The organism is Sphingobium sp. VMM, from assembly GCF_056790315.1.
Genome location: NZ_JBXGSI010000013.1, coordinates 43,205 through 62,116 on the forward strand (window position 1 = coordinate 43,205; position 18,912 = coordinate 62,116).

Annotated in this window: 19 protein-coding genes; 8 read left to right on the top strand and 11 right to left on the bottom strand. The window is 65.7% G+C overall.

Annotated features, from left to right (window positions below; genetic code table 11):
- Positions 1 to 35: 35 nt before the first annotated feature.
- On the bottom strand, positions 36 to 1,613 hold the full coding sequence (locus tag ACUCV3_RS17040; RefSeq protein WP_017502740.1) for a peptide chain release factor 3: 1,578 nt from the start codon (positions 1,611 to 1,613) through the stop codon (positions 36 to 38).
- Between the two features lie 145 nt (positions 1,614 to 1,758).
- Positions 1,759 to 2,640: an aldose 1-epimerase family protein gene (locus ACUCV3_RS17045; protein WP_279728053.1), complete on the bottom strand. Its 882-nt coding sequence runs from the start codon at positions 2,638 to 2,640 to the stop codon at positions 1,759 to 1,761.
- 197 nt (positions 2,641 to 2,837) lie between these two features.
- Between ACUCV3_RS17045 and ACUCV3_RS17050 the strand changes: the two genes are divergently transcribed.
- A complete protein-coding gene (locus ACUCV3_RS17050; protein WP_004208924.1) occupies positions 2,838 to 3,332 on the top strand; it encodes a hypothetical protein in 495 nt (164 codons plus the stop codon).
- Here the strand turns inward: ACUCV3_RS17050 and ACUCV3_RS17055 are convergent.
- The 7 genes from ACUCV3_RS17055 to rpmI all read right to left on the bottom strand — a co-directional run bounded on the left by ACUCV3_RS17055 (position 3,322) and on the right by rpmI (position 9,374).
- Positions 3,322 to 4,026, bottom strand: coding sequence for a DUF4386 domain-containing protein (locus ACUCV3_RS17055; protein WP_482240919.1), 705 nt, complete (start codon positions 4,024 to 4,026; stop codon positions 3,322 to 3,324). The two genes, ACUCV3_RS17050 and ACUCV3_RS17055, sit on opposite strands and share 11 nt — an antisense overlap.
- A 17-nt stretch (positions 4,027 to 4,043) precedes the next feature.
- Positions 4,044 to 6,473, bottom strand: coding sequence for a phenylalanine--tRNA ligase subunit beta (gene pheT, locus ACUCV3_RS17060; protein WP_482240920.1), 2,430 nt, complete (start codon positions 6,471 to 6,473; stop codon positions 4,044 to 4,046).
- Entirely contained in the window at positions 6,470 to 7,561 is a 1,092-nt protein-coding gene (pheS, locus tag ACUCV3_RS17065) for a phenylalanine--tRNA ligase subunit alpha (RefSeq protein ID WP_279728050.1), read from the bottom strand. Before pheS ends, pheT begins: the two co-directional genes overlap by 4 nt.
- 56 nt (positions 7,562 to 7,617) lie before the next feature.
- Positions 7,618 to 7,944: a GIY-YIG nuclease family protein gene (locus ACUCV3_RS17070; protein WP_279728049.1), complete on the bottom strand. Its 327-nt coding sequence runs from the start codon at positions 7,942 to 7,944 to the stop codon at positions 7,618 to 7,620.
- A 52-nt stretch (positions 7,945 to 7,996) separates the two neighbouring features.
- Complete coding sequence (locus ACUCV3_RS17075; RefSeq protein WP_279728048.1) at positions 7,997 to 8,617, bottom strand: LysE family translocator; 621 nt, start codon at positions 8,615 to 8,617, stop codon at positions 7,997 to 7,999.
- A 177-nt stretch (positions 8,618 to 8,794) separates the two neighbouring features.
- A complete protein-coding gene (rplT, locus tag ACUCV3_RS17080) occupies positions 8,795 to 9,157 on the bottom strand; it encodes a 50S ribosomal protein L20 (protein WP_004208917.1) in 363 nt (120 codons plus the stop codon).
- 13 nt (positions 9,158 to 9,170) lie between these two features.
- The gene (rpmI, locus tag ACUCV3_RS17085; RefSeq protein ID WP_004208916.1) at positions 9,171 to 9,374 is read right to left on the bottom strand and encodes a 50S ribosomal protein L35; all 204 of its coding nucleotides are present in this window, start codon (positions 9,372 to 9,374) and stop codon (positions 9,171 to 9,173) included.
- Between the two features lie 159 nt (positions 9,375 to 9,533).
- Here rpmI and ACUCV3_RS17090 point away from each other — a divergent pair, with 159 nt between their 5' ends.
- From ACUCV3_RS17090 to ACUCV3_RS17100, 3 genes are all read left to right on the top strand, one after another.
- Entirely contained in the window at positions 9,534 to 11,696 is a 2,163-nt protein-coding gene (locus ACUCV3_RS17090) for an AsmA family protein (RefSeq protein ID WP_482240921.1), read from the top strand.
- Positions 11,697 to 11,765: 69 nt separating this feature from the next.
- Positions 11,766 to 12,179: a VOC family protein gene (locus ACUCV3_RS17095; protein ID WP_482240922.1), complete on the top strand. Its 414-nt coding sequence runs from the start codon at positions 11,766 to 11,768 to the stop codon at positions 12,177 to 12,179.
- Between the two features lie 4 nt (positions 12,180 to 12,183).
- Positions 12,184 to 12,720 carry an O-acetyl-ADP-ribose deacetylase gene (locus ACUCV3_RS17100; protein ID WP_279728044.1) on the top strand — a complete coding sequence of 179 codons (537 nt, stop codon included), beginning with the start codon at positions 12,184 to 12,186 and terminating at the stop codon, positions 12,718 to 12,720.
- 204 nt (positions 12,721 to 12,924) lie between these two features.
- Here the strand turns inward: ACUCV3_RS17100 and ACUCV3_RS17105 are convergent, their stop codons facing one another.
- The gene (locus ACUCV3_RS17105) at positions 12,925 to 13,752 is read right to left on the bottom strand and encodes an inositol monophosphatase family protein (RefSeq protein WP_010338667.1); all 828 of its coding nucleotides are present in this window, start codon (positions 13,750 to 13,752) and stop codon (positions 12,925 to 12,927) included.
- Between the two features lie 73 nt (positions 13,753 to 13,825).
- On the opposite strand from ACUCV3_RS17105, the gene ACUCV3_RS17110 reads away from it, so the two are divergent.
- Positions 13,826 to 14,266 carry a VOC family protein gene (locus ACUCV3_RS17110; RefSeq protein ID WP_069336013.1) on the top strand — a complete coding sequence of 147 codons (441 nt, stop codon included), beginning with the start codon at positions 13,826 to 13,828 and terminating at the stop codon, positions 14,264 to 14,266.
- Between the two features lie 48 nt (positions 14,267 to 14,314).
- Positions 14,315 to 14,551, top strand: coding sequence for a hypothetical protein (locus ACUCV3_RS17115; RefSeq protein WP_037509997.1), 237 nt, complete (start codon positions 14,315 to 14,317; stop codon positions 14,549 to 14,551).
- Between the two features lie 99 nt (positions 14,552 to 14,650).
- Here ACUCV3_RS17115 and ACUCV3_RS17120 read toward each other — a convergent pair whose 3' ends face one another.
- Positions 14,651 to 15,586: a ribose-phosphate pyrophosphokinase gene (locus ACUCV3_RS17120; protein WP_026109493.1), complete on the bottom strand. Its 936-nt coding sequence runs from the start codon at positions 15,584 to 15,586 to the stop codon at positions 14,651 to 14,653.
- 222 nt (positions 15,587 to 15,808) lie between these two features.
- Between ACUCV3_RS17120 and ACUCV3_RS17125 the strand changes: the two genes are divergently transcribed.
- Positions 15,809 to 17,470, top strand: coding sequence for an NAD+ synthase (locus ACUCV3_RS17125; protein ID WP_279728043.1), 1,662 nt, complete (start codon positions 15,809 to 15,811; stop codon positions 17,468 to 17,470).
- A 91-nt stretch (positions 17,471 to 17,561) separates the two neighbouring features.
- Complete coding sequence (gene gltX, locus ACUCV3_RS17130) at positions 17,562 to 18,896, top strand: glutamate--tRNA ligase (protein WP_482240923.1); 1,335 nt, start codon at positions 17,562 to 17,564, stop codon at positions 18,894 to 18,896.
- Positions 18,897 to 18,912: the final 16 nt, after the last annotated feature.

The following is an 18,912-nucleotide window of genomic DNA, read 5'->3' on the forward strand; positions in this document are numbered from 1 at the left end:
TGACAGGGCGTTGCCCTGTCACTTTCGCTGTCGGCTTAGCGCTCCTTGGTGGCGCTGAACTTCACCTTGGGATGGCGCTCCTGCTGATAGCCGATGTCCCAGGCGCTGCGCGCCATGAACACCAGATTGCCGTCGCGATCCTTGGCCATGTTGGCGCCATTATAGGCGACCAGATCCTTGATCGCCTGATCGTCGCCGCTGATCCAGCGGGCGGTGTCGAACGGCGAGGGTTCCAGCACCGCTGCGACCTTATATTCCGCCTCCAGCCGGCTGATCAGCACTTCCAGCTGCAGCTGGCCGACGACGCCGACAATCCAGTTGCTGCCGATCTCGGGATAGAAGACCTGGATCACGCCCTCTTCGGACAGGTCATCCAGCGCCTTGCGCAGCTGCTTGGTCTTGGTCGGGTCTTTCAGCTGCACGCGGCGCAGGATTTCCGGCGCAAAATTGGGCAGGCCGGTAAAGCGCAGGCCCGGCTTCTCGCTCAGCGTGTCGCCCACGCGCAGCGCGCCATGATTGGGGATGCCGATGATGTCGCCGGGGAAGGCCTCGTCCGCCAGCTCGCGGTCCTGCGCGAAGAACAGGATCGGCGAATGGACGGCCAGCGCCTTGCCGCTGCCCGACGGGGTCAGCTTCATGCCGCGTCGGAACTTGCCCGACACCAGCCGCATGAAGGCGATGCGGTCGCGATGCATCGGGTCCATATTGGCCTGCACCTTGAAGATGAAGCCGGTGACTTCGCTGCCCTCGGGTTCGACCGGGGCCGGCTCGGCCGGCTGGGCGCGCGGCGGCGGCGCATGCGCCGACAGCGCGTCGATCAGCTCGGTCACGCCGAACAGCTTGAGCGCTGACCCGAAATAGACCGGGGTCAGGTCGCCATGGCGATAGCGCTCCAGGTCGAACTCGGCATAACCGCCCTGGGCCAGTTCGGCCTCCTCGCGCAGCTTTTCCAGGCCCCGCTCGGACAGATAATCGGCGAGCTTGGGATCATCCAGGCCGCTGAACTGGTGGCGGGTGCCGTCAAATTCCTTGGACGGGCCGGTGGGCTGCATCAGCCGGTTGGTGGCGAAGTCGTAAATGCCCTCGAACTCGCCACCCATGCCGACCGGCCAGCTCATCGGGCAGACGTCGAGCTGCAACTGGTCCGCCACCTCGTCGAGCAGGCCGAACAGCTCGCGGCCCTCGCGGTCGACCTTGTTGACGAAGGTGATGATCGGCACGTTGCGCAGGCGGCAGACCTCGAACAGCTTGCGCGTCTGCGGCTCGATGCCCTTGGCCGCGTCGATCACCATTACCGCCGAGTCCACCGCGGTCAGGGTGCGATAGGTATCCTCGCTGAAATCCTCGTGACCCGGCGTGTCGAGCAGGTTGAAGGTGATGGTCTCGCCATCGCGCGTCCGCTCGAACGTCATGACCGAGGATGTGACGGAGATGCCGCGCTGCTGCTCGATCTTCATCCAGTCCGATCGCGCGCGCCGGTTCGCGCCGCGCGCCTTGACCTCGCCGGCCAGATGAATCGCGCCGCCTTCCAGCAGCAGCTTTTCGGTCAGCGTGGTCTTACCGGCGTCCGGGTGGGAAATGATCGCGAAGGTGCGGCGGGATGGGATGCTCATGGGGCGGTTTTCTGGGGCACGAGTAAAATAACCCGTTCGCCCTGAGCGAAGTCGAAGGGCCTTGCCGAGCGGAGGCGAGGCACTTCGCTGCGCTCAGTGGAGGGCTTCGACTTCGCTCAGCCTGAACGGAACTTGGGAAAGCCCGTTACACGTCGACCAGCGTCACGTCCATGCGGAAGGATCGGCTGTCGCCAGGCAGCAGCGTCATGACGCCCTGCTTGTCCCAGACATCGCCGGTGAAGCCAACCGGGTCGGCCATGCCGGCCCAGGGTTCGACGCACAGATAATGGGCGCCCGGCTTCTGCCACAGGCCGAGCCAGGGCGTATCGGGGAAATCGATCTTCAGGTGGGACTTGCCGGGCACGCCCCAGGTCAGCGACCGGCTGGCGAGATCGTCCCAGATGAGGGCATCGCCCGCGAACATGGCATGGGTCGGCGCCAGTTCCTTCCCCTCGACCGGGGAGGGAACGCTTTCCAGCGCGATCAGCCCCGGCTCGCTGCCGACCTTGCGGATCGGCGCGGGTTCGGCCTGCTCGAACAGGATACGGTGGTCCTCGACGCGGCCGCCATAGGGCAGCGGCCAGGCGAAGGCGGGGTGATAGCCAAAGCAGAAGGGCATTGCCGTCTCGCCCCGGTTCATGACGGTGGCGGTCATGCGCAGGCTCGGTCCCTCCAGCACGAACCCCATGTCGAGGCGGAAATCGAACGGATAGACGGTGCGCGTCTCCCGGTCCGCCTCCAGCCGGAACAGGGCGGCTTCCTCGTTGCGATGGACCAGGGTGAAGGGGCTGGTCCGGGCAAAGCCATGCTGGCCGATCGGATAGTCGACTTCGTTCAGCCGATAGACGTCGCCGCGCGACCGGCCGACGAAGGGGAAGAGCAGGGGCGCATGGCCGGTCCACCATTGCGGGTCGGCATCGGTCATCAGCTCGCGCCCCTGCGCATCGGTCAGCGACCAGAGTTCGGCGCCCAGCGGCGATATGCTGGCGGACAGCTGGTCGGAGGCGATGGCGATGCGGTCGTTCATGGCGAAACACTCCTGTTTGCCCAGCGACATAGAGCCGGATCGTCATCTGTGGAAGCACCTTGGGCTTCCGCAGATGACGTGAATCAGGTTCTATTCCAAGGTCCGGCGCGGCAAATCCCGACTGTCTCGCCCGCCGCGCAATCGTTACGTTGCGGAACCGACATGGGGGCTGGCGGGTTGAGCCAGCGGGAGGACCAATGATGAAAATTGCCGTATCGACCGCCACCATCCTGCTGCTGCTCGGCACGTCGGCGCTCGCTCAGGAACAGGGCAAGAAGAGGGACGACACGCTCGACAAGGCGGGCGAAATCGCCTCCCAGCCGGCTCGCGATGTCGGCATCGAAAAGACGCAGGTGCCGCCGATCCTCGTCGCGGCCGAGGAAAATCCCTATGCCGCGCCATCGGGCAAGACCTGCAAGGCGCTGAATGGCGACATGGCGGCGCTCAACAAGGTGCTTGGTCCCGATTTCACCATCGGCCGCGAAGCCAATGAGGATCGCACTAGCAAGATCGCCGAGGGTGTGGGCAAGTCGCTGGTCAATTCGCTGATCCCCTTCCGCGGCGTGGTGCGGGAAATCAGCGGCGCCGCCCCGGCGGAACGTCGACTGCGCGCCGCGATTGCCGCCGGTCTCGCCCGGCGCGGCTATCTACGCGGCATGGCATCGGCCAAGGGCTGCAAGATTACGGGCTGACCTCCGGCGCCGCCGGGCGCGGCGCGCCGAACAGCAGCAGCCAGATGGCGAAGGTGCCTTCGCCCAGCAACGGCACGAAATCGAGCTGGCCGGGGATCGCCTCGCCGATTGCCGGCGACAGCAGCGCCAGGCTGCGGGCGAACAGATGGACCGCGCCGCCCGCCATCAGCAGCGCACCGACCGCCACCGGCAATTGGCGTGATCGGATCGCCAGCCAGCCGATCAGCAGGCAATAGATGCCGAAGAAGATGAGGCTGATGCCGTAGAGATCATTGTGGAGGCTGAGGCTGATCCGCACCAGCGACTGCACCTCCGCCATCGGGATGCCGGGATGCGGCGCACCATCGATCAGCGCGAGCGGCTGCAGATGGAGCAGGCTGTTGCCCGCCAGCACGGCAATGCCGGTCAGGCTGAACAGGGCGGCTATGCGCGCCAACACCCGCCCGGTCGGCGCGAACAGGCCATAGAGCAGGGCGGTGACCGCCAGATAGCAGCAGAGCATGGCGACATCGCTCGCCCCGCCGGCCCGGTAGAGCCAGGGATAGTCGGCGATGTTGCGCATCGTCTCGCGCCCGTTGCCCGGCACGATCAGGGCCGCGCGCACCACCGCCTCGGCAAACATGCCGCAGCCAATGGTGCCGATGTAGAAGAGGCCGGCGAGGCGGGCCTGAAGTCGTTCAGCCTTCCCGTCCATCGCCGGCCTTTCTCGCTTTAGCCGCGCAGGCTCGCGCCCAGCTTCTGGGCGGCCTTGACCACGGCGGCGCTGATCGCGTCCAGCTCTTCCTGGGCGAAGCTCTTCTCGCCCGGCTGCAGCGTGATTTCTACCGCCAGCGACTTGTGGCCTTCATCCACGCCGGGGCCGGTGAAGACGTCGAACAGACGGGCGTCGACGATCGCCTTCTTGTCCGCGCCCTTGACCGCGCGCACCAGCGCATCCGCCTCGACCGCTTCCGGCACCAGGAAGGCGAAGTCGCGCTTCACCGCCTGCAGCGCCGGCGGCGCGTAAGGCGCGCGCATGAAGCCGCTCTTGCGCTTGGGGGGAATATTATCCAGATAAATTTGAGCAGCTACAACAGGTCCGCTCAAACCGAATTTTTTTACAAACGCTGGATGTAATACGCCAAATTGGGCTAGCACAGTTTTTGGACCGAGCCGAAGCGTCGCACACTGGCCGGGATGCCAGATCGGAACTTCGTAGTGCCAATCAAGCGGCATGGTCTGGAGGTTGCCGACCGGGGCGCCGGCGGCCGCCAGCAGCGCAATCACTTCGCCCTTGGCATCAAACGCGTCGAAGGGCTGGGCCTTGCCGCTCTGCCAGCCGCGCGGCGTCCTCTCGCCGGCCAGCACGAAGCCGACCGTAGCGCGCTCGCCCTGCTTGAAATAGCGCCGGCCGAGTTCAAACAGTCGGATCGACGTGGCGCTGCGATCGACATTGCGCTTGGTCGCCGACAGCAGGCCGGGCAGCAGCGAGGGCCGCATGACCTTCAGGTCTTCGGAGATCGGATTGGCCAGCGTCCAGTCGCCACCGCCAACGCTCGCGGCTTCCTTCTCGGAAATGAAGGACCAGTTGATCGCTTCAGCCAGGCCGCGGGCGGCGGCGGTGCGGCGCACGCGGCGCTCGACCAGTTGCTCGGCCGTGGCGGTCGGGCGGGCGACGCCCGGCACGCGCGGCAACGGGGTGGACGGCACATGGTCCAGACCGACGATGCGCACCACTTCCTCGACGATATCGGGCCAGCCATCGACGTCGCGGCGCCAGGTCGGCACGCTGATGGTCCAGTGGCCCGGCACGCTCACCGGCACGCCATCCTGATATTCGATGCCGCCGGCTTCGCCGCTGACGCCGAAACCCAGGCTTTCCAGAATGCGCTTCTGCACGTCATGCGGCACATCGACGCCGGCCAGCGCCAGGCACTGGTCGGGCGCATAGGCGACCGTCCTGGGCGTGGCGGGCGGGGTGCCGGCGCGGGTCGCTTCCGACGCGGCGCCACCGCACAGGGTCATGACCAGGCTGGTCGCGATCGACAGGCCATCGTCCAGGAAGGCGGGATCGACGCCACGCTCGAACCGGCCGCGCGCATCTGAGGTCAGCGCCAGCTTCTGGCCGGTCACCGCGATCCGCTCGGGCGTGAAATAGGCGCATTCGATCAGCACGTCGGTGGTGCCGTCCTGCGCGCCCGAATGTTCGCCGCCCATGATGCCGCCAATGTCATGCACGGCCGCGTCGTCGGCGATGACGGTCATCGTCTCGTCAATCGCATAGGTCTTGCCGTTCAGGGCCAGCACTTCCTCGCCGGCCTTGCCCTTGCGCGCAACCAGACCGCCCTTGAGCGTCGCCATGTCATAGACATGCAGCGGCCGGCCGAGGTCGATCATGATGTAGTTGGTGATGTCCACCAGCGCGCTGATCGGCTTCTGGCCGATCGCCTTGAGCCGACGCGCCATCCATTCGGGCGAGGCGCCGTTGGTCACGCCCTTGACCGAGCGGGCGAAGAAGGCGGGGCAGCCGTCGACATCGTCGGTGCGCACGTCCGGTCCCGGACCCACGCCGGCAATCTCCGGCACGATGATGGCGTTCAGCGTACCCAGGCCCGCCGCCGCCAGATCGCGGGCGATGCCGCGCACGCCCATGCAGTCCTGACGGTTCGGCGTGATCGACACATCGATGACCGGGTCGTTGAGGCCGGCCCAATTCGCATAGACTTCACCCACCGGCGCGTCGCCGGCCAGTTCGATGATGCCGTCATGATCGTCGCCCAGCTCCAGTTCGCGGGTGGAGCACATCATGCCGTTGGATTCGACGCCGCGAATGGCGGTCTTCTTGAGCACCATGCCGTTGACCGGCACCACCGCGCCCTCGACCCCGAACACGCCGATCAGGCCGGCGCGGGCATTGGGCGCGCCGCACACGACCTGCAGCGGGTTGCCGTCGCCATGGTCGACGCTCAGCACCTGCAGCTTGTCGGCCTGCGGGTGACGGTCGGCGGTCAGGATCTTGGCGATCTTGAACGCGCCCAGCTTCTCCGCCGGGTTCTCCACATCCTCGACTTCCAGCCCGATGGCGTTCAGCGTCTTGAGAATGGTGGCCAGATCGGCATCGGTCTTGAGGTGCGTCTTGAGCCAGCTCAGGGTGAACTTCATGCGCCGACTCCTCCCGACAGCGTGGGCACGTCGAGTGCCGAAAATCCATAATGTTTCAGCCAGCGCAGATCGCCGTCGAAGAAGGCGCGCAGGTCGTTCATGCCATATTTCAGCATGGCGAGACGATCGACGCCGGTGCCGAAGGCAAAGCCCTGCCATTCGTCGGGATCAAGCCCGCATGCCTCGATCACGCGGCGGTTGACCATGCCGCTGCCCAGCACTTCCAGCCAGCCGCCACCGGGTGCATCGCCGTCGCCGCCGATGACGCGCTGGCCATTGGTCAGCGTGTAGCCCACGTCGACTTCGACCGACGGCTCGGTGAAGGGGAAATAGCTCGGGCGCAGGCGCAGGACGATATCCTCGCGCTCGAAAAAGGCCTTGAGGAAGGTCTCCAGCGTCCACTTCAGATGACCAAGCGTGATGCCCTTGTCGATCACCAGACCCTCGATCTGGTGGAACATCGGCGTGTGGGTCGCGTCGGAGTCGCTGCGATAGACGCGGCCGGGCGCGATGATGCGGATCGGCGGTTCCTGCGTCATCATGGTGCGGATCTGCACCGGCGAGGTATGGGTGCGCAGCAGCATCTTCTTCTGTCCCTCTTCGTCGGGGAAGTAGAAGGTGTCGTGCATCGCGCGCGCCGGGTGCGTCTCCGGGATATTGAGCGCGGTGAAATTATGCCAGTCGTCCTCGATCTCTGGACCCGTCGCGACCGAGAAGCCCAGGTCGGCGAAGATCTCCGCCAGCTCGTCCATCACCTGGCTGACGGCATGGACGCTGCCCTGCGGCCCCAGATCGGCGGGCAGGGTCATGTCGACCTTTTCCGAGGCGAGGCGGGCGTCGAGCGCGGCCTGCTCCAGCGCGGCCTTGCGGTCGGCGATCGCGGCGGTCACGCTTTCGCGCAGATCCTGGATCGGCGGGCCCTTCTCCAGACGCTCCTCGGGCGACATGCCGCCCAGCGTCTTCAATAGGCCGGTGACGACCCCATTCTTGCCCAGCGCGCCCACGCGCAGCCCTTCCAGCGCGTCCAGCGTGTCGGCAGCCTCGATGTCGGCGATCAGGCCGGCTTTCAGATTGGCAATTTCACTCATCTTCTCAAACCTTCGTCATTCCCGCGAAAGCGGGAACCCATCTCCTGATCTATCGATCAGTCGCTACGTAAAGAGGACAAAGGCTCAAAGCCAAAGCCCAGCGCCAGATCGTCCCAATCGGGATTCCCGGCTTCGATCAGCTCAATCTTCCACTGCCTGTTCCATTTCTTGATCCGTTTTTCCCGCAGGATGGCGCTGTCCATACTGTCATGCGGTTCGAACCAGACCAGGCGCTTGACGCCGTAGTCTTTCGTGAAGCCTTCGATCAAGCCGTTTCGATGCTCGTAGAGGCGCTTTATGAGATCGGATGTGACGCCGGTGTGGAGCGTGCCATTCTTGCGGCTGGCAAGAATGTAAACGGTGGGGTTGATCTCGCGCGTCATCGCATCTTCCGGAGATGGGTTCCCGCTTTCGCGGGAATGACGGAGTTGGGGGTTAAGCCCGTGCCCCCAGCAGCGCGCCGCCAAAGCTGATGAACATCAGGCCGGTGCCGCGGTTGAACAGCTTCTGCCGGTTGGCGGGCGCCAGCCAGCGGGCGAGGCGCAGACCGCCCAGCGCATAGACCGAATACCAGAAGCTCTCGATCACCACGAAACTGACGATCAGGATCGCGAGCTGCAGCCAGAAGGGGCGGGCCAGGTCGATGAACTGGGGGAAGAGCGCGGCGGCGAAGATGATGAGCTTCGGGTTGGAGAGCCCCGTCAGCAGGCCGGTCGCATAGAGCGCACGGGCCGAGCGGACCGGGCCGGCATCGCCGCCGTCGGCAGTGCCGACCGGCGCGCGCCAGGCCTTGATCCCCAGCCAGATGAGATAGGCGACACCGGCATAGCGCAATATGTCGAACAGGCGCGGCGACGCCTTGAGCAGCGCGCCAAGGCCCAGCGCCGACGCGATCAGGCACAGCAGCACGGCGCTCATCAGCCCCGCCATCGTCACCAGCGCCTTGCGCGGGCCATGGGCGATGCTCTGCGTCATCACATGCAGCATGTTGGGGCCGGGTGTGGCCGAGATCAGGAAGACTGCCGTGACATATAACCACCAGAGATGCAGCGACATGGGATCACTTCTCCAAGGCGCTCTCTTCACCGTTCGCTTCGAGCGAAGTCGAGAAGCGGCAAGCGCAGTGCGGGCGTTTCTCGACACGCTCGAAACGAACGGAGGTCGAGGAAAACAAAAAGGGCGCCGAAGGCATCTGCCCCGGCGCCCCTTTGACGATCTTGCGATCGATCAGCTTCAGGCTGCGGGCAGCGCAGCCTTGGCCTGGGCGATGATGGCGCTGAACGCCTCGCCTTCGTGCATCGCGATGTCGGCCAGGACCTTGCGGTCCAGCTCGACGCCGGCCAGCTTCAGGCCGTGCATGAACTGCGAATAGGTCAGGCCTTCAGCGCGGACACCCGCGTTGATGCGCTGGATCCACAGGCCACGGAAGGTGCGCTTCTTGACCTTTCGGTCGCGATAAGCGTACTGGCCGGCCTTTTCGACAGCCTGGCGAGCGACGCGGATCGTGTTCTTGCGACGGCCATAATAGCCCTTCGCCTGAACCAAAATCCTCTTATGCTTCGCCTTGGTGGTTACACCACGTTTTACGCGTGCCATTGTCCTCTACTCCTTACTTCAGGCCGTAGGGTGCCCAGAGGCGGACGTGAGCCACGTCGGCATCGGACAGCACGGAAGTGCCACGGTTCTGGCGAATATACTTGGCGTTGTGCGAGATCAGGCGGTGACGCTTGCCAGCGACGCCGTGCTTGACCTTGCCGGAAGCGGTGAACTTGAAGCGCTTCTTCACACCGCTCTTGGTCTTGAGCTTGGGCATTTTCGTCTCCTTGTTTGGCGCGACGATTACAGACAGCCACGGCAGCCCTAGTTAGCCGGGCGGTCTCACTGAATATCGCGAAGGGCGGCCCATAGTCGGCCGCGCCCGCAAAAGCAAGCGATTCGGACCCAAAGGCGGCATGCCCGCGTTGACCCTGCCATGGCCGATGTCGAACCTGTGCCGCCCAGCGCGTCCAAGCCCGCCCAGCCCGGTGGCGCGGCTGTCCATCTGCGCCGCGCGCGCGACCGCTGGCGCACCCTGCCGCTGCCGGCGCGCATCCTGTTATGGATCATCGGCATCCTCTTCGCCCTGTGGCTGATCCTCTTCATCACCAAGGGGCGCTTCCTCAAAGGGTCGTTCGAGCGCATCTTGTCCGCCCGGCTGGAACGGCAGGTAGAGGTCGGCGGCGACTTCCAGCTCTATTTCGCGCCGATCGCGATCAAGTTCCGGGCGGAGGGGATGCGCGTCGCCAACCTGCCCTGGGCCAGCCGGCCTGACCTGCTGCGCGCCGACCTGATCGACGCAAGGATCGCGCCCTTGAGCCTGATCTTCGGCAGCAGATATCGCATCCCCTGGCTGGAACTGCGGGGGGCCGCCGCCGACCTCGAATGGTCGCGCGACCGGCAGCATAATACATGGACGCTGGGCGACCCCGATCGCAAGGGCGAGCCGATGACCCTGCCGCTCGTCCGCCGCGCGCTGCTGGCCGGTACGACGATGCGCTATCGCGATCCGGTGCTGATGCTCTCGACCGATATCGGCTTCGAGACGGTGAAGGCGCAGGACACCCGCTTCGCCAGCGATGTCCGCCTGTCGGGCACGGGCACGATGCGCGGCAAGCCCTTCACGCTGAAGGGCGGCCTGCTGTCGCCCAACGCCACCGTCACCGGCGGCAAGAACAGCCTCGCGCTGCGGGCACAGGCGGGCGCGACCGTGCTGGAGGTGACCGGCACACTGCCCGGCGCGACCGAGCTGGAGGGCAGCGACCTGCGCGTCGTGGCGCAGGGGCCCAATCTCAGCCATTTGTTCGATTTCCTGGGCGTCGCCATTCCCGGCACCCGTCATTATCGCTTCACCTCCGCGCTGACCAAGGCGGGCGAGGAGTGGCGCTTCACCCATTTGAAGGGCCGGTTCGGCGCGTCCGACCTGGCTGGCCGCTTCACCGTGTCGTTGCCGAACAACCGGCTGTTGCTCGATGCCGATCTGGCGACGCAGCGGCTCGACATCATCGATGTCGGCCCCTTCATCGGCTATGATCCGCAAAGGCTGGATGCGCAGGGTGGGGCGGGCGCGATCACGACCGTGCAGGGCACGCCGCGCCTGCTGCCCGACGCGCCGCTGCGGATCGAGGCGATCCGCAATTTCGACGCCAATGTCCGCTACAGCGTGAAGACGATCCGCGCGCCCAACGTGCCGATCGCCAACGCCGCTATGACAGTGAAGCTCGACCATAGCCTGCTGACCCTCTCGCCTTTGACCTTCGACATGGCGGGCGGCCATGTCGCGTCGGACATAGAGATCAACGCCCGCAACCAGCCGGTGCGCACGAGCTATGACGTCCGCCTGGCGCCCACGCCGATGGGCACGCTGCTCGCCCGCTGGGGCGTCGAGCAATCGGGCACGACCGGCATGGTCAAGGCGCGGATGCAGATGACGGGCCTGGGCGATACCGTCCATGACTCGCTCGCCACTGCCAATGGCCGCATTGCCGTCATCCTGCCGGCGGGCAGCATGTGGGCGCGCAATGTCCAGCTGTCGGAAATTGATGTTGGCACCTTTATCACCAAGATGTTCGAGAAGAAGCTGAAGGATCCGGTGCAGATCAATTGCGGTCTCATTGCCTTCACCGTGCGCAACGGCGTGGCGGCGGCCGACCCGATCCTGATCGACACGCGCAAGAATGTGATGGTCGGCCGGGGCGGCTTCTCGTTCAGGAATGAGAGCCTCGACCTCGCCTTCCGCGCCGATGGCAAGAAGATCAGCCTCCTGTCCGGCCAGTCGCCGGTCGGCGTTGGCGGCTATTTCGCGCGGCCGTCGATCAACGTCATCAGCCCGGACCTGATCGCGCGCGGCGGCGCGGCGGCGGCGCTGGGTATCGTCGCCACGCCGATCGCCGCGACACTGGCATTTGTCGATGTGGGTGACGCCAAGGCGGCGGCCTGTGGCCCGGTGCTGGCCGGCGCCGATGCCGCCGCCCAGCGCACCCGTGGCGGCAAGCCGCGCGACGATGTCGGCCGCGGCACCACCGCGAAGGATGAAGCGGGCAAGGGCAGCAAGGCCGAGAAGAAGGCGCAGAACAAGAAGTTCCTCGGCATCTTCTGAACGGCGTGCGTCGGGCCTATCCTCCGGCCCAGCCGACTCGACCCATGAGTCGACGCGAAGGAGAGGATCATGAGCGACACGCCGTTCGTCCTGCCGGGGGTCACGCCCCGTCTGACCATCGCCGACGGCAAGGCCGCCGACGCCATCGCCTTCTACACGGCTGCGTTCGGCGCGACCGAACAGAGCCGCCATCTGGAAGAGGATGGCACGCGCATCATGCACGCCCATCTGACGGTCAATGATGGCGGGCTGATGCTGAACGATCATTTTCCCGAAATGTGCGGCGGCGCCCCGGCGGAAAAGCCGGCGGCGGTCACGCTGCATCTGGAAGTGGACGATGCCGATCGCTGGTGGGGCCGCGCACTGGCCGCCGGCGCGGCGATCCGCTTCCCGATCGACAACCAGTTCTGGGGCGCCCGCTATGGCCAGCTCACCGATCCCTTCGGCCATGTCTGGTCGATCGGCGGGCCGATCAGGGACTGAGGCTATGATGGTCGGGACGACGCGCTGGGACGTGGTGACGGGCGACATCACCCGTTGCGCGGTCGACGCGATCGTCAACGCCGCCAATAATGGCCTGGTCGGTGGCAGCGGCGTGAACGGCGCGATCCAGAGCGCGGCCGGGCCGGAGCTGCTGGAGGAATGCGTCGGCATCGGTTGCTGCCCGACCGGGGAGGCGCGGATCACGCGCGGCTATCGGCTGCCGGCCCGCTACGTCATCCACACCGTCGGCCCGGTCTGGCAGGGCGGCAATCAGGGCGAGCGCGACCTGCTCGCCAGCTGCTACAGCCACAGCCTGTCGCTCGCCCGCCACCACGGCCTGCGCGCGGTCGCCTTCCCGGCGATCTCGACCGGCGTCTATGGCTATCCCAGGGCCCAGGCCGCCAAGGTCGCCGCCCGCGCCGTGGCGGAAGCGCTGCGGCGCGACCCCGATGCCTTCGACCAAATCCTCTTCGTCTGCTGCGACGAAGGCAATCGCGCTCTCTACGACGCCGCTGTCAGGGATGCTGTGGCGGGGGATTAGGGTGTGAACAAGACATTCCTCCCCGGCACGGGGAGGGGGACCGCTCGCGTAGCGAGTGGTGGAGGGGCACAGGCCGGATAGCGTAGTACCAATAGACACTTGCCCCTCCGTCAGGCGCTCCGCGCCTGTTCAATGGAGACGCGTGTCTCCATTGAACTCCCCGTGCCGGGGAGGAACGACCGCTCTTGGTCGCTTGCAGGCGCCTCAATGATCGTGATGATGCCCATGGTCATGCCCATCACCCGCGCCGTGGATCGCCTCCAGCACATCCTCCAGCCGTGCCGGATCGCCCAGCGCCAGCACATGGCCTTCGCTGTCGGCGGTCAGCGGTTCGCCATTCCAGTCGCACATCAGCCCACCCGCGCCCTCGACCACCGGCACCAAAGCGGCGAAGTCATAGCTTTGCAGCCCGGATTCGATGACGATGTCGAGGAAGCCCGACGCCAGCAGGCCATAATTATAGCAATCGCCGCCATAGACCGGCCCCTGGCGCGGCGATCCGCCCGACACGGCGCCGACCAGCGCCATATAATGGGGCACGTCGCCCTCGGCGAACAGATGCGGGCTGGTGGTGGCTATCCCTGCGCCCTCCAGCGCCTTGCAGGCGCGGGTGCGCACCGGCTTGCCGTTGAAGGTGGTGGGCTGGCCGCTCATCCCGGCCCAGCGTTCCTGCGCGATCGGCTGGTCGATGATGCCGATCGTCGGCCAGCTGCCTTGCGTCAGCGCGATCAGCGTGCCGAAGATCGGCCGCCCGGCGATGAAGCTGCGCGTGCCGTCGATCGGATCGAGAATCCACACCCGCTCGGCATCGGTGCGGACCGATCCATATTCCTCGCCGATGATGCCGTCGTTCGGCCGTTCCTTTTCCAGGATCGCGCGGATCGCGGCTTCGGCGGCGCGGTCGGCCTCCGTCACCGGCGACTTGTCGGCCTTGATCTCCAGATCATAGCGCGCACGGAAAAAGGGACGGATGGCGGCGCCGGCGGCGTCGGCAAGGCGGTTGGCAAGGGCCAGGTCATCGCGGGTCGTCATGCCCCTTCGCTAGCCGGTCGGCGCGCGCTAGGCTAGACTGAGCCATCCTGATTCACCGAAGAGGAGAGGAAAGATGCCCGGTTCTCCCGTCATCCCGTGCCTGCGCTATGCCGATGCACCCGCCGCCATCGATTTCCTGTGCGCCGCCTTCGGCTTCGAGCGGCACGCCGTCTATCCCGACGATCTCGACAACAGCATCATCCATCATGCCCAGCTTGTCCTGGGCGAGGGCATGGTGATGCTGGGCAGCGTCAAGGATATGGAGGGCGAATCGCTCTACACCTGGTCGACGGTGCGCGACCTGGGCGGCATCACCGCCTGCGTCTATATGGTCGTGCCCGATGTCGATGCCCATTGCCTCCATGCCCGCAATGAAGGCGCGGTGGTGGTCGACGAACCCCATGACAATCCGGGCTATCCGGGGCGCGGCTATACCGCGCTCGATCCTGAGGGGAATGTCTGGAGCTTCGGCAGCTATGACCCGTGGGTGCCGATCCCCGAAGACGCCGATTAAGCTTTTGGAAACCGTGCCGTTCTAGCCTCCCAAGGGAAAGGGGGCCTCATGGCGCTGGTTGGCTGGATCTTGAGCTTCATCTGCCTGTTCGCGGGCCTCGCGCTGCGGCAGGACATGCCGATCGGCGGATCGGTGGCGATCTCCAACATCCTCGTCGTCTTCGCCCTGCTCGCCTGCCCGATGGTGTGGCGCGAACTGCCGCTGGGCGTCTCGCGCGGCCAGCGCATCGTCTCCGGCCTGGCGCTGGTCTTCGCCCTGCCGATCATCCTGTTCCCGACGCACTGACGTCAGATACGACAACGCCGGCCGAGCGAGGCTCGACCGGCGTAGGTCTGTGACAGTCACAGGAAAGGCAACCGACCGGCTGCCCGCCCCTTGTCGCGATCAGTCGAACAGGCTCGACACCGAGCTTTCGTCCGCGATGCGCTTGATTGCTTCGCCCAGCAGCGGGGCGATTGGCAGGTGGCGGATGCGCTTGGCCTCGTTCACCGCATCGGTGCCCTGGATCGAGTCGGTGATGACCAGTTCCAGCAGTTCCGACGCCTCGACGCGGGCGACCGCACCGCCCGACAGCACGCCATGGCTGACATAGGCGACGACTTCCTCGGCGCCCTGCGCCTTCAGCGCGGCGGCGGCGTTGCACAAAGTGCCGGCCGAATCGACGATATCGTCGATCAGGATGCAGAAACGGCCCTTCACGTCGCCGATGATGTTCATCACTTCCGACTCGCCGGCGCGCTCGCGGCGCTTGTCGACGATCGCCAGCGGCGCGTTGTCGAGCCGCTTGGCGAGCGCACGGGCGCGCACCACGCCGCCGACGTCGGGCGACACGACCATGATATTCTTGTCGCCGAAACGGGCCTGGATATCGGCCGACATCACCGGGGCGCCGAACAGATTGTCGGTCGGGATGTCGAAGAAGCCCTGGATCTGGCCGGCATGGAGATCGACCGAGAGGACGCGGTCGGCGCCGGCGGTGGTGATCAGGTTTGCGACCAGCTTGGCGCTGATCGGGGTACGCGGGCCGGGCTTACGGTCTTGGCGGGCATAGCCGAAATAGGGAACGACGGCGGTGATTCGCTTGGCCGACGCGCGCTTGAGCGCATCGATCATGATCAGCAATTCCATCAGATTGTCGTTGGTCGGATAGGCCGTCGACTGGATCACGAACACGTCTTCGCCGCGGACATTCTCATGAATTTCCACGAAAACTTCTTCGTCGGCAAAGCGACGGACGCTGGCCTCGGTCAGGGGGATTTCGATATAGTCGGCGATGGCGGCCGCGAGCGGCTTGTTCGAATTGCCGGTCATGAGTTTCATGGCGAAAATCCCCAGGCTAATTGGCGTGACGAATTGATGACGATGCGCGAAACGCGGCCCCTTTAGCGGCGCATGTCCCATGTGGAAAGGCGCTTTTGCGCCCTGCGACAAAATGGCCGGAGCATTTTCAGGATGACCGCGAAGCGGGCATTCGGTTCGAAAATGCGGCATCGGGGAATAGAGCGTTTTCGCAGCATGCGAAAATGCTCTAGGGGCCAAGGCATGACCGACAAACTCGTGATCGCGCTCGCCCAGATGACCCAGACCATGGGCGACCCCAGGGCCAATGCCGACGCCATGCTGGAATGGCGCGCCCGCGCCAAGGGCGCGGACCTGATCGTCTATCCCGAACTGCAACTGATCGGCTATCCGCCCGAGGATCTGGTGCTCAAGCCCGCGCTGCTCGACCAGGCCAATTATCATCTCGACCGGATGGCGCAGGAAAGCGCCGATGGCGGCCCGGCGATGCTGGTCGGCACCGTCGTCGCGTCGCAGGGCGTGCTGTTCAACGTCGTCGCCCTGATCGAAAATGGCGCCGTCACCGCGATCCGCCAGAAGCGCGAACTGCCCAATTACGGCACGTTCGACGAAAAGCGCCTGTTCGCCCCCGGCCCGCTGCCCGCGCCGATCACGTTTCGCGGCGTGAAGATCGGCGTGCCGATCTGCGAGGATATCTGGTTCCCCTTCGTCACCGCCCATTTGCGGGCCGAGGGCGCGGAAATCCTCATCAGCCCCAATGGCAGCCCGTTCGAGGTCGACAAGGATGATCGCCGCCTGAACGTCGTCGCCGGCACCCGCGTGCGCGAAACCGGCCTGCCGCTCGTCTATTTGAACCGCGTCGGCGGTCAGGACGAACTGGTGTTCGACGGCGCCTCCTTCGTCATGAACGGCGACCTTTCGATCGCCCAGCAACTGCCCGACTGGGAGGAAAAGCTGGTGCTGACCCAGTGGGAGAAATGGGACGGCCAGTGGGTCTGCCTGCCCGGCGAGCGTCATGAACTCGATCCGCGCCCGGCCGACATCTATAATGCGATGGTGCTGGGCCTGCGCGACTATGTGAACCGCAACCGCTTCCCCGGCATCGTGCTGGGCCTGTCGGGCGGCATCGATTCCGCTCTGTCCGCCGCCGTCGCGGTCGATGCGCTGGGCGCCGACCGGGTCTGGTGCGTGATGATGCCCTCGCGCTTCACCAGCCAGGAAAGCCTGGATGACGCAGTCGAATGCGCCCGCCTGCTCGGCGTCCGCTACGACACCATCCCGATCGAGCCGGCGGTTGCCGCCTTCGACACGATGCTGGCCCCGGTGTTCGAGGGCAAGGCGCGCGACCTCACCGAAGAGAATATCCAGTCGCGCATTCGCGGCCTCACCCTGATGGCGCTCTCCAACAAGTTCGGCCATATGCTGCTGACCACCGGCAACAAGAGCGAGATGTCGGTCGGCTATGCCACCATCTATGGCGACATGGCGGGCGGCTATTCGGTGCTGAAGGACGCCTACAAGACGACGGTGTTCGACCTCTGCCGCTGGCGCAACGACAATATGCCCTCGCTCGGCGAAGGCTTTGGCCCGGCCGGCCCGGTGATGCCCGAACGCGTCATCACCAAGCCGCCCAGCGCCGAACTGCGCGACAATCAGAAGGATGAGGACAGCCTGCCGCCCTATGAGGTGCTGGACCCGATCCTCTATGGCCTGGTCGAAGAGGAATTGTCGGTGGCCCAGCTGGTCGAGCGCGGCTTTGACAAGGCGGTCGTCACCCGGATCGAGCATCTGCTCTACATCGCAGAATATAAGCGTCGCCAGTCGCCGCCCGGTGTGAAGCTGGGCATCCGCAATTTCGGCCGCGACCGCCGCTACCCGATCACCAACGCCTTCCGCAGCGTATAAGTAACATCCGTTCGCCCTGAGCGAAGTCGAAGGGCAGGCTGAGCATGGCGAAGCCCCTTCGTTCGGGGCGCACGGGTTTGGAAATAAAGATATGACTGTCATCACCCGCTTCGCACCATCGCCGACCGGCCATCTCCATGTCGGCAATATCCGCGCCGCGCTCCACAATTGGCTGTGGGCGCGCAAGTCCGGTGGCCAATTCCTGCTGCGCCTCGACGACACCGACCTGGAGCGCTCGCGCCCCGAATATGCGGAATCGATCAAAGCCGACCTGAAGTGGCTCGGCCTCGACTGGGATGGCGAGGAAAAACAGTCGGAGCGCTTCGCCCTCTATGAGGCGCGGTTCGCGGCGCTCAAGGCCTCGGGCCATGTCTACCCAGCTTATGAAACCCAACAGGAACTGGAACTGCGCCGCAAGGTGCTGCTCGGCCGCGGCCTGCCGCCGGTCTATGATCGCGCCGCCCTGTCGCTGACCCCGGACCAGATCGCTGCCTATGAGGCCGAAGGGCGCACGCCGCACTGGCGCTTCAAGCTCGACCATGACCAGCCGATCATCTGGACCGATCTGATCCGTGGCGAGCAGCGCTTCGACCCCAAATTGCTGTCCGACCCGGTGATCCGCCGCGCCGACGGCTCATGGCTCTACATGCTCCCCTCGGTCATCGACGATGTCGACATGGGCGTCACCCATGTGCTGCGCGGCGAGGATCATGTTTCCAACACCGCGACCCAGATCCAGATGTTCAGCGCGCTCGGCGCCCCGCTGCCCCAGTTCGCGCATGAGGCGCTGCTGACCGGCAGCGAGGGCAAGCTGTCGAAGCGTCTCGGCTCGCTCGGCGTCGCCCATTTCCGCGAGATCGGTCTGGAGCCGGCCGCGATCGCGTCGCTGCTTGCCCGTCTCGGCAGCTCGCAGCCGATCGAGCCCTTTGCGGACCGTGCGCCGCTGATCGAAACGTTCGACTTCGCCCATTTCGGCCGCGCCCCCGCGCGCTTCGATGAAGCCGAACTGGCCAGCCTCAACCAGAAGATCGTCCATCAACTGCCCTATGAGGCGGTCGCCGACCGCCTGCCCGCGGGCATGGACGCCGCCGCCTGGGCCGCGATCCGCCCCAATCTGGAGACGGTGGCGGGCGCCGCCGACTGGTGGCAGATCGTCACCGGCCCGATCGCCGCGCCCGAAGCGGCGGAAGAGGACCGCGATTTCCTCGCCGCCGCCTATCGCATCCTGTCCGCCGTCCCCTTCGACGCCGACATCTGGCGCACGCTGACCGGCGCACTCAAGGACGAAACCGGCCGCAAGGGCAAGACCCTGTTCCAACCCCTGCGCCGCGCCCTCACCGGCCTGGACCACGGCCCCGACATGGGCCAACTCCTGCCCCTGATAGGCCGGGAAGAAGCGTTGAAGAGGCTGGCGGTGGCCGGTTGATCGGGTTAGGCTGGCC

Excerpts from the sequence above, each read along its gene's own strand:
- ACUCV3_RS17040 (WP_017502740.1), bottom strand. The coding sequence starts at position 1,613 with ATGAGCATCCCATCCCGCCGCACCTTCGCGATCATTTCCCACCCGGAC.
- ACUCV3_RS17045 (WP_279728053.1), bottom strand. The coding sequence starts at position 2,640 with ATGAACGACCGCATCGCCATCGCCTCCGACCAGCTGTCCGCCAGCATA.
- ACUCV3_RS17050 (WP_004208924.1), top strand. The coding sequence starts at position 2,838 with ATGATGAAAATTGCCGTATCGACCGCCACCATCCTGCTGCTGCTCGGC.
- ACUCV3_RS17055 (WP_482240919.1), bottom strand. The coding sequence starts at position 4,026 with ATGGACGGGAAGGCTGAACGACTTCAGGCCCGCCTCGCCGGCCTCTTC.
- pheT (WP_482240920.1), bottom strand. The coding sequence starts at position 6,473 with ATGAAGTTCACCCTGAGCTGGCTCAAGACGCACCTCAAGACCGATGCC.
- pheS (WP_279728050.1), bottom strand. The coding sequence starts at position 7,561 with ATGAGTGAAATTGCCAATCTGAAAGCCGGCCTGATCGCCGACATCGAG.
- ACUCV3_RS17070 (WP_279728049.1), bottom strand. The coding sequence starts at position 7,944 with ATGACGCGCGAGATCAACCCCACCGTTTACATTCTTGCCAGCCGCAAG.
- ACUCV3_RS17075 (WP_279728048.1), bottom strand. The coding sequence starts at position 8,617 with ATGTCGCTGCATCTCTGGTGGTTATATGTCACGGCAGTCTTCCTGATC.
- rplT (WP_004208917.1), bottom strand. The coding sequence starts at position 9,157 with ATGGCACGCGTAAAACGTGGTGTAACCACCAAGGCGAAGCATAAGAGG.
- rpmI (WP_004208916.1), bottom strand. The coding sequence starts at position 9,374 with ATGCCCAAGCTCAAGACCAAGAGCGGTGTGAAGAAGCGCTTCAAGTTC.
- ACUCV3_RS17090 (WP_482240921.1), top strand. The coding sequence starts at position 9,534 with ATGGCCGATGTCGAACCTGTGCCGCCCAGCGCGTCCAAGCCCGCCCAG.
- ACUCV3_RS17095 (WP_482240922.1), top strand. The coding sequence starts at position 11,766 with ATGAGCGACACGCCGTTCGTCCTGCCGGGGGTCACGCCCCGTCTGACC.
- ACUCV3_RS17100 (WP_279728044.1), top strand. The coding sequence starts at position 12,184 with ATGATGGTCGGGACGACGCGCTGGGACGTGGTGACGGGCGACATCACC.
- ACUCV3_RS17105 (WP_010338667.1), bottom strand. The coding sequence starts at position 13,752 with ATGACGACCCGCGATGACCTGGCCCTTGCCAACCGCCTTGCCGACGCC.
- ACUCV3_RS17110 (WP_069336013.1), top strand. The coding sequence starts at position 13,826 with ATGCCCGGTTCTCCCGTCATCCCGTGCCTGCGCTATGCCGATGCACCC.
- ACUCV3_RS17115 (WP_037509997.1), top strand. The coding sequence starts at position 14,315 with ATGGCGCTGGTTGGCTGGATCTTGAGCTTCATCTGCCTGTTCGCGGGC.
- ACUCV3_RS17120 (WP_026109493.1), bottom strand. The coding sequence starts at position 15,586 with ATGAAACTCATGACCGGCAATTCGAACAAGCCGCTCGCGGCCGCCATC.
- ACUCV3_RS17125 (WP_279728043.1), top strand. The coding sequence starts at position 15,809 with ATGACCGACAAACTCGTGATCGCGCTCGCCCAGATGACCCAGACCATG.
- gltX (WP_482240923.1), top strand. The coding sequence starts at position 17,562 with ATGACTGTCATCACCCGCTTCGCACCATCGCCGACCGGCCATCTCCAT.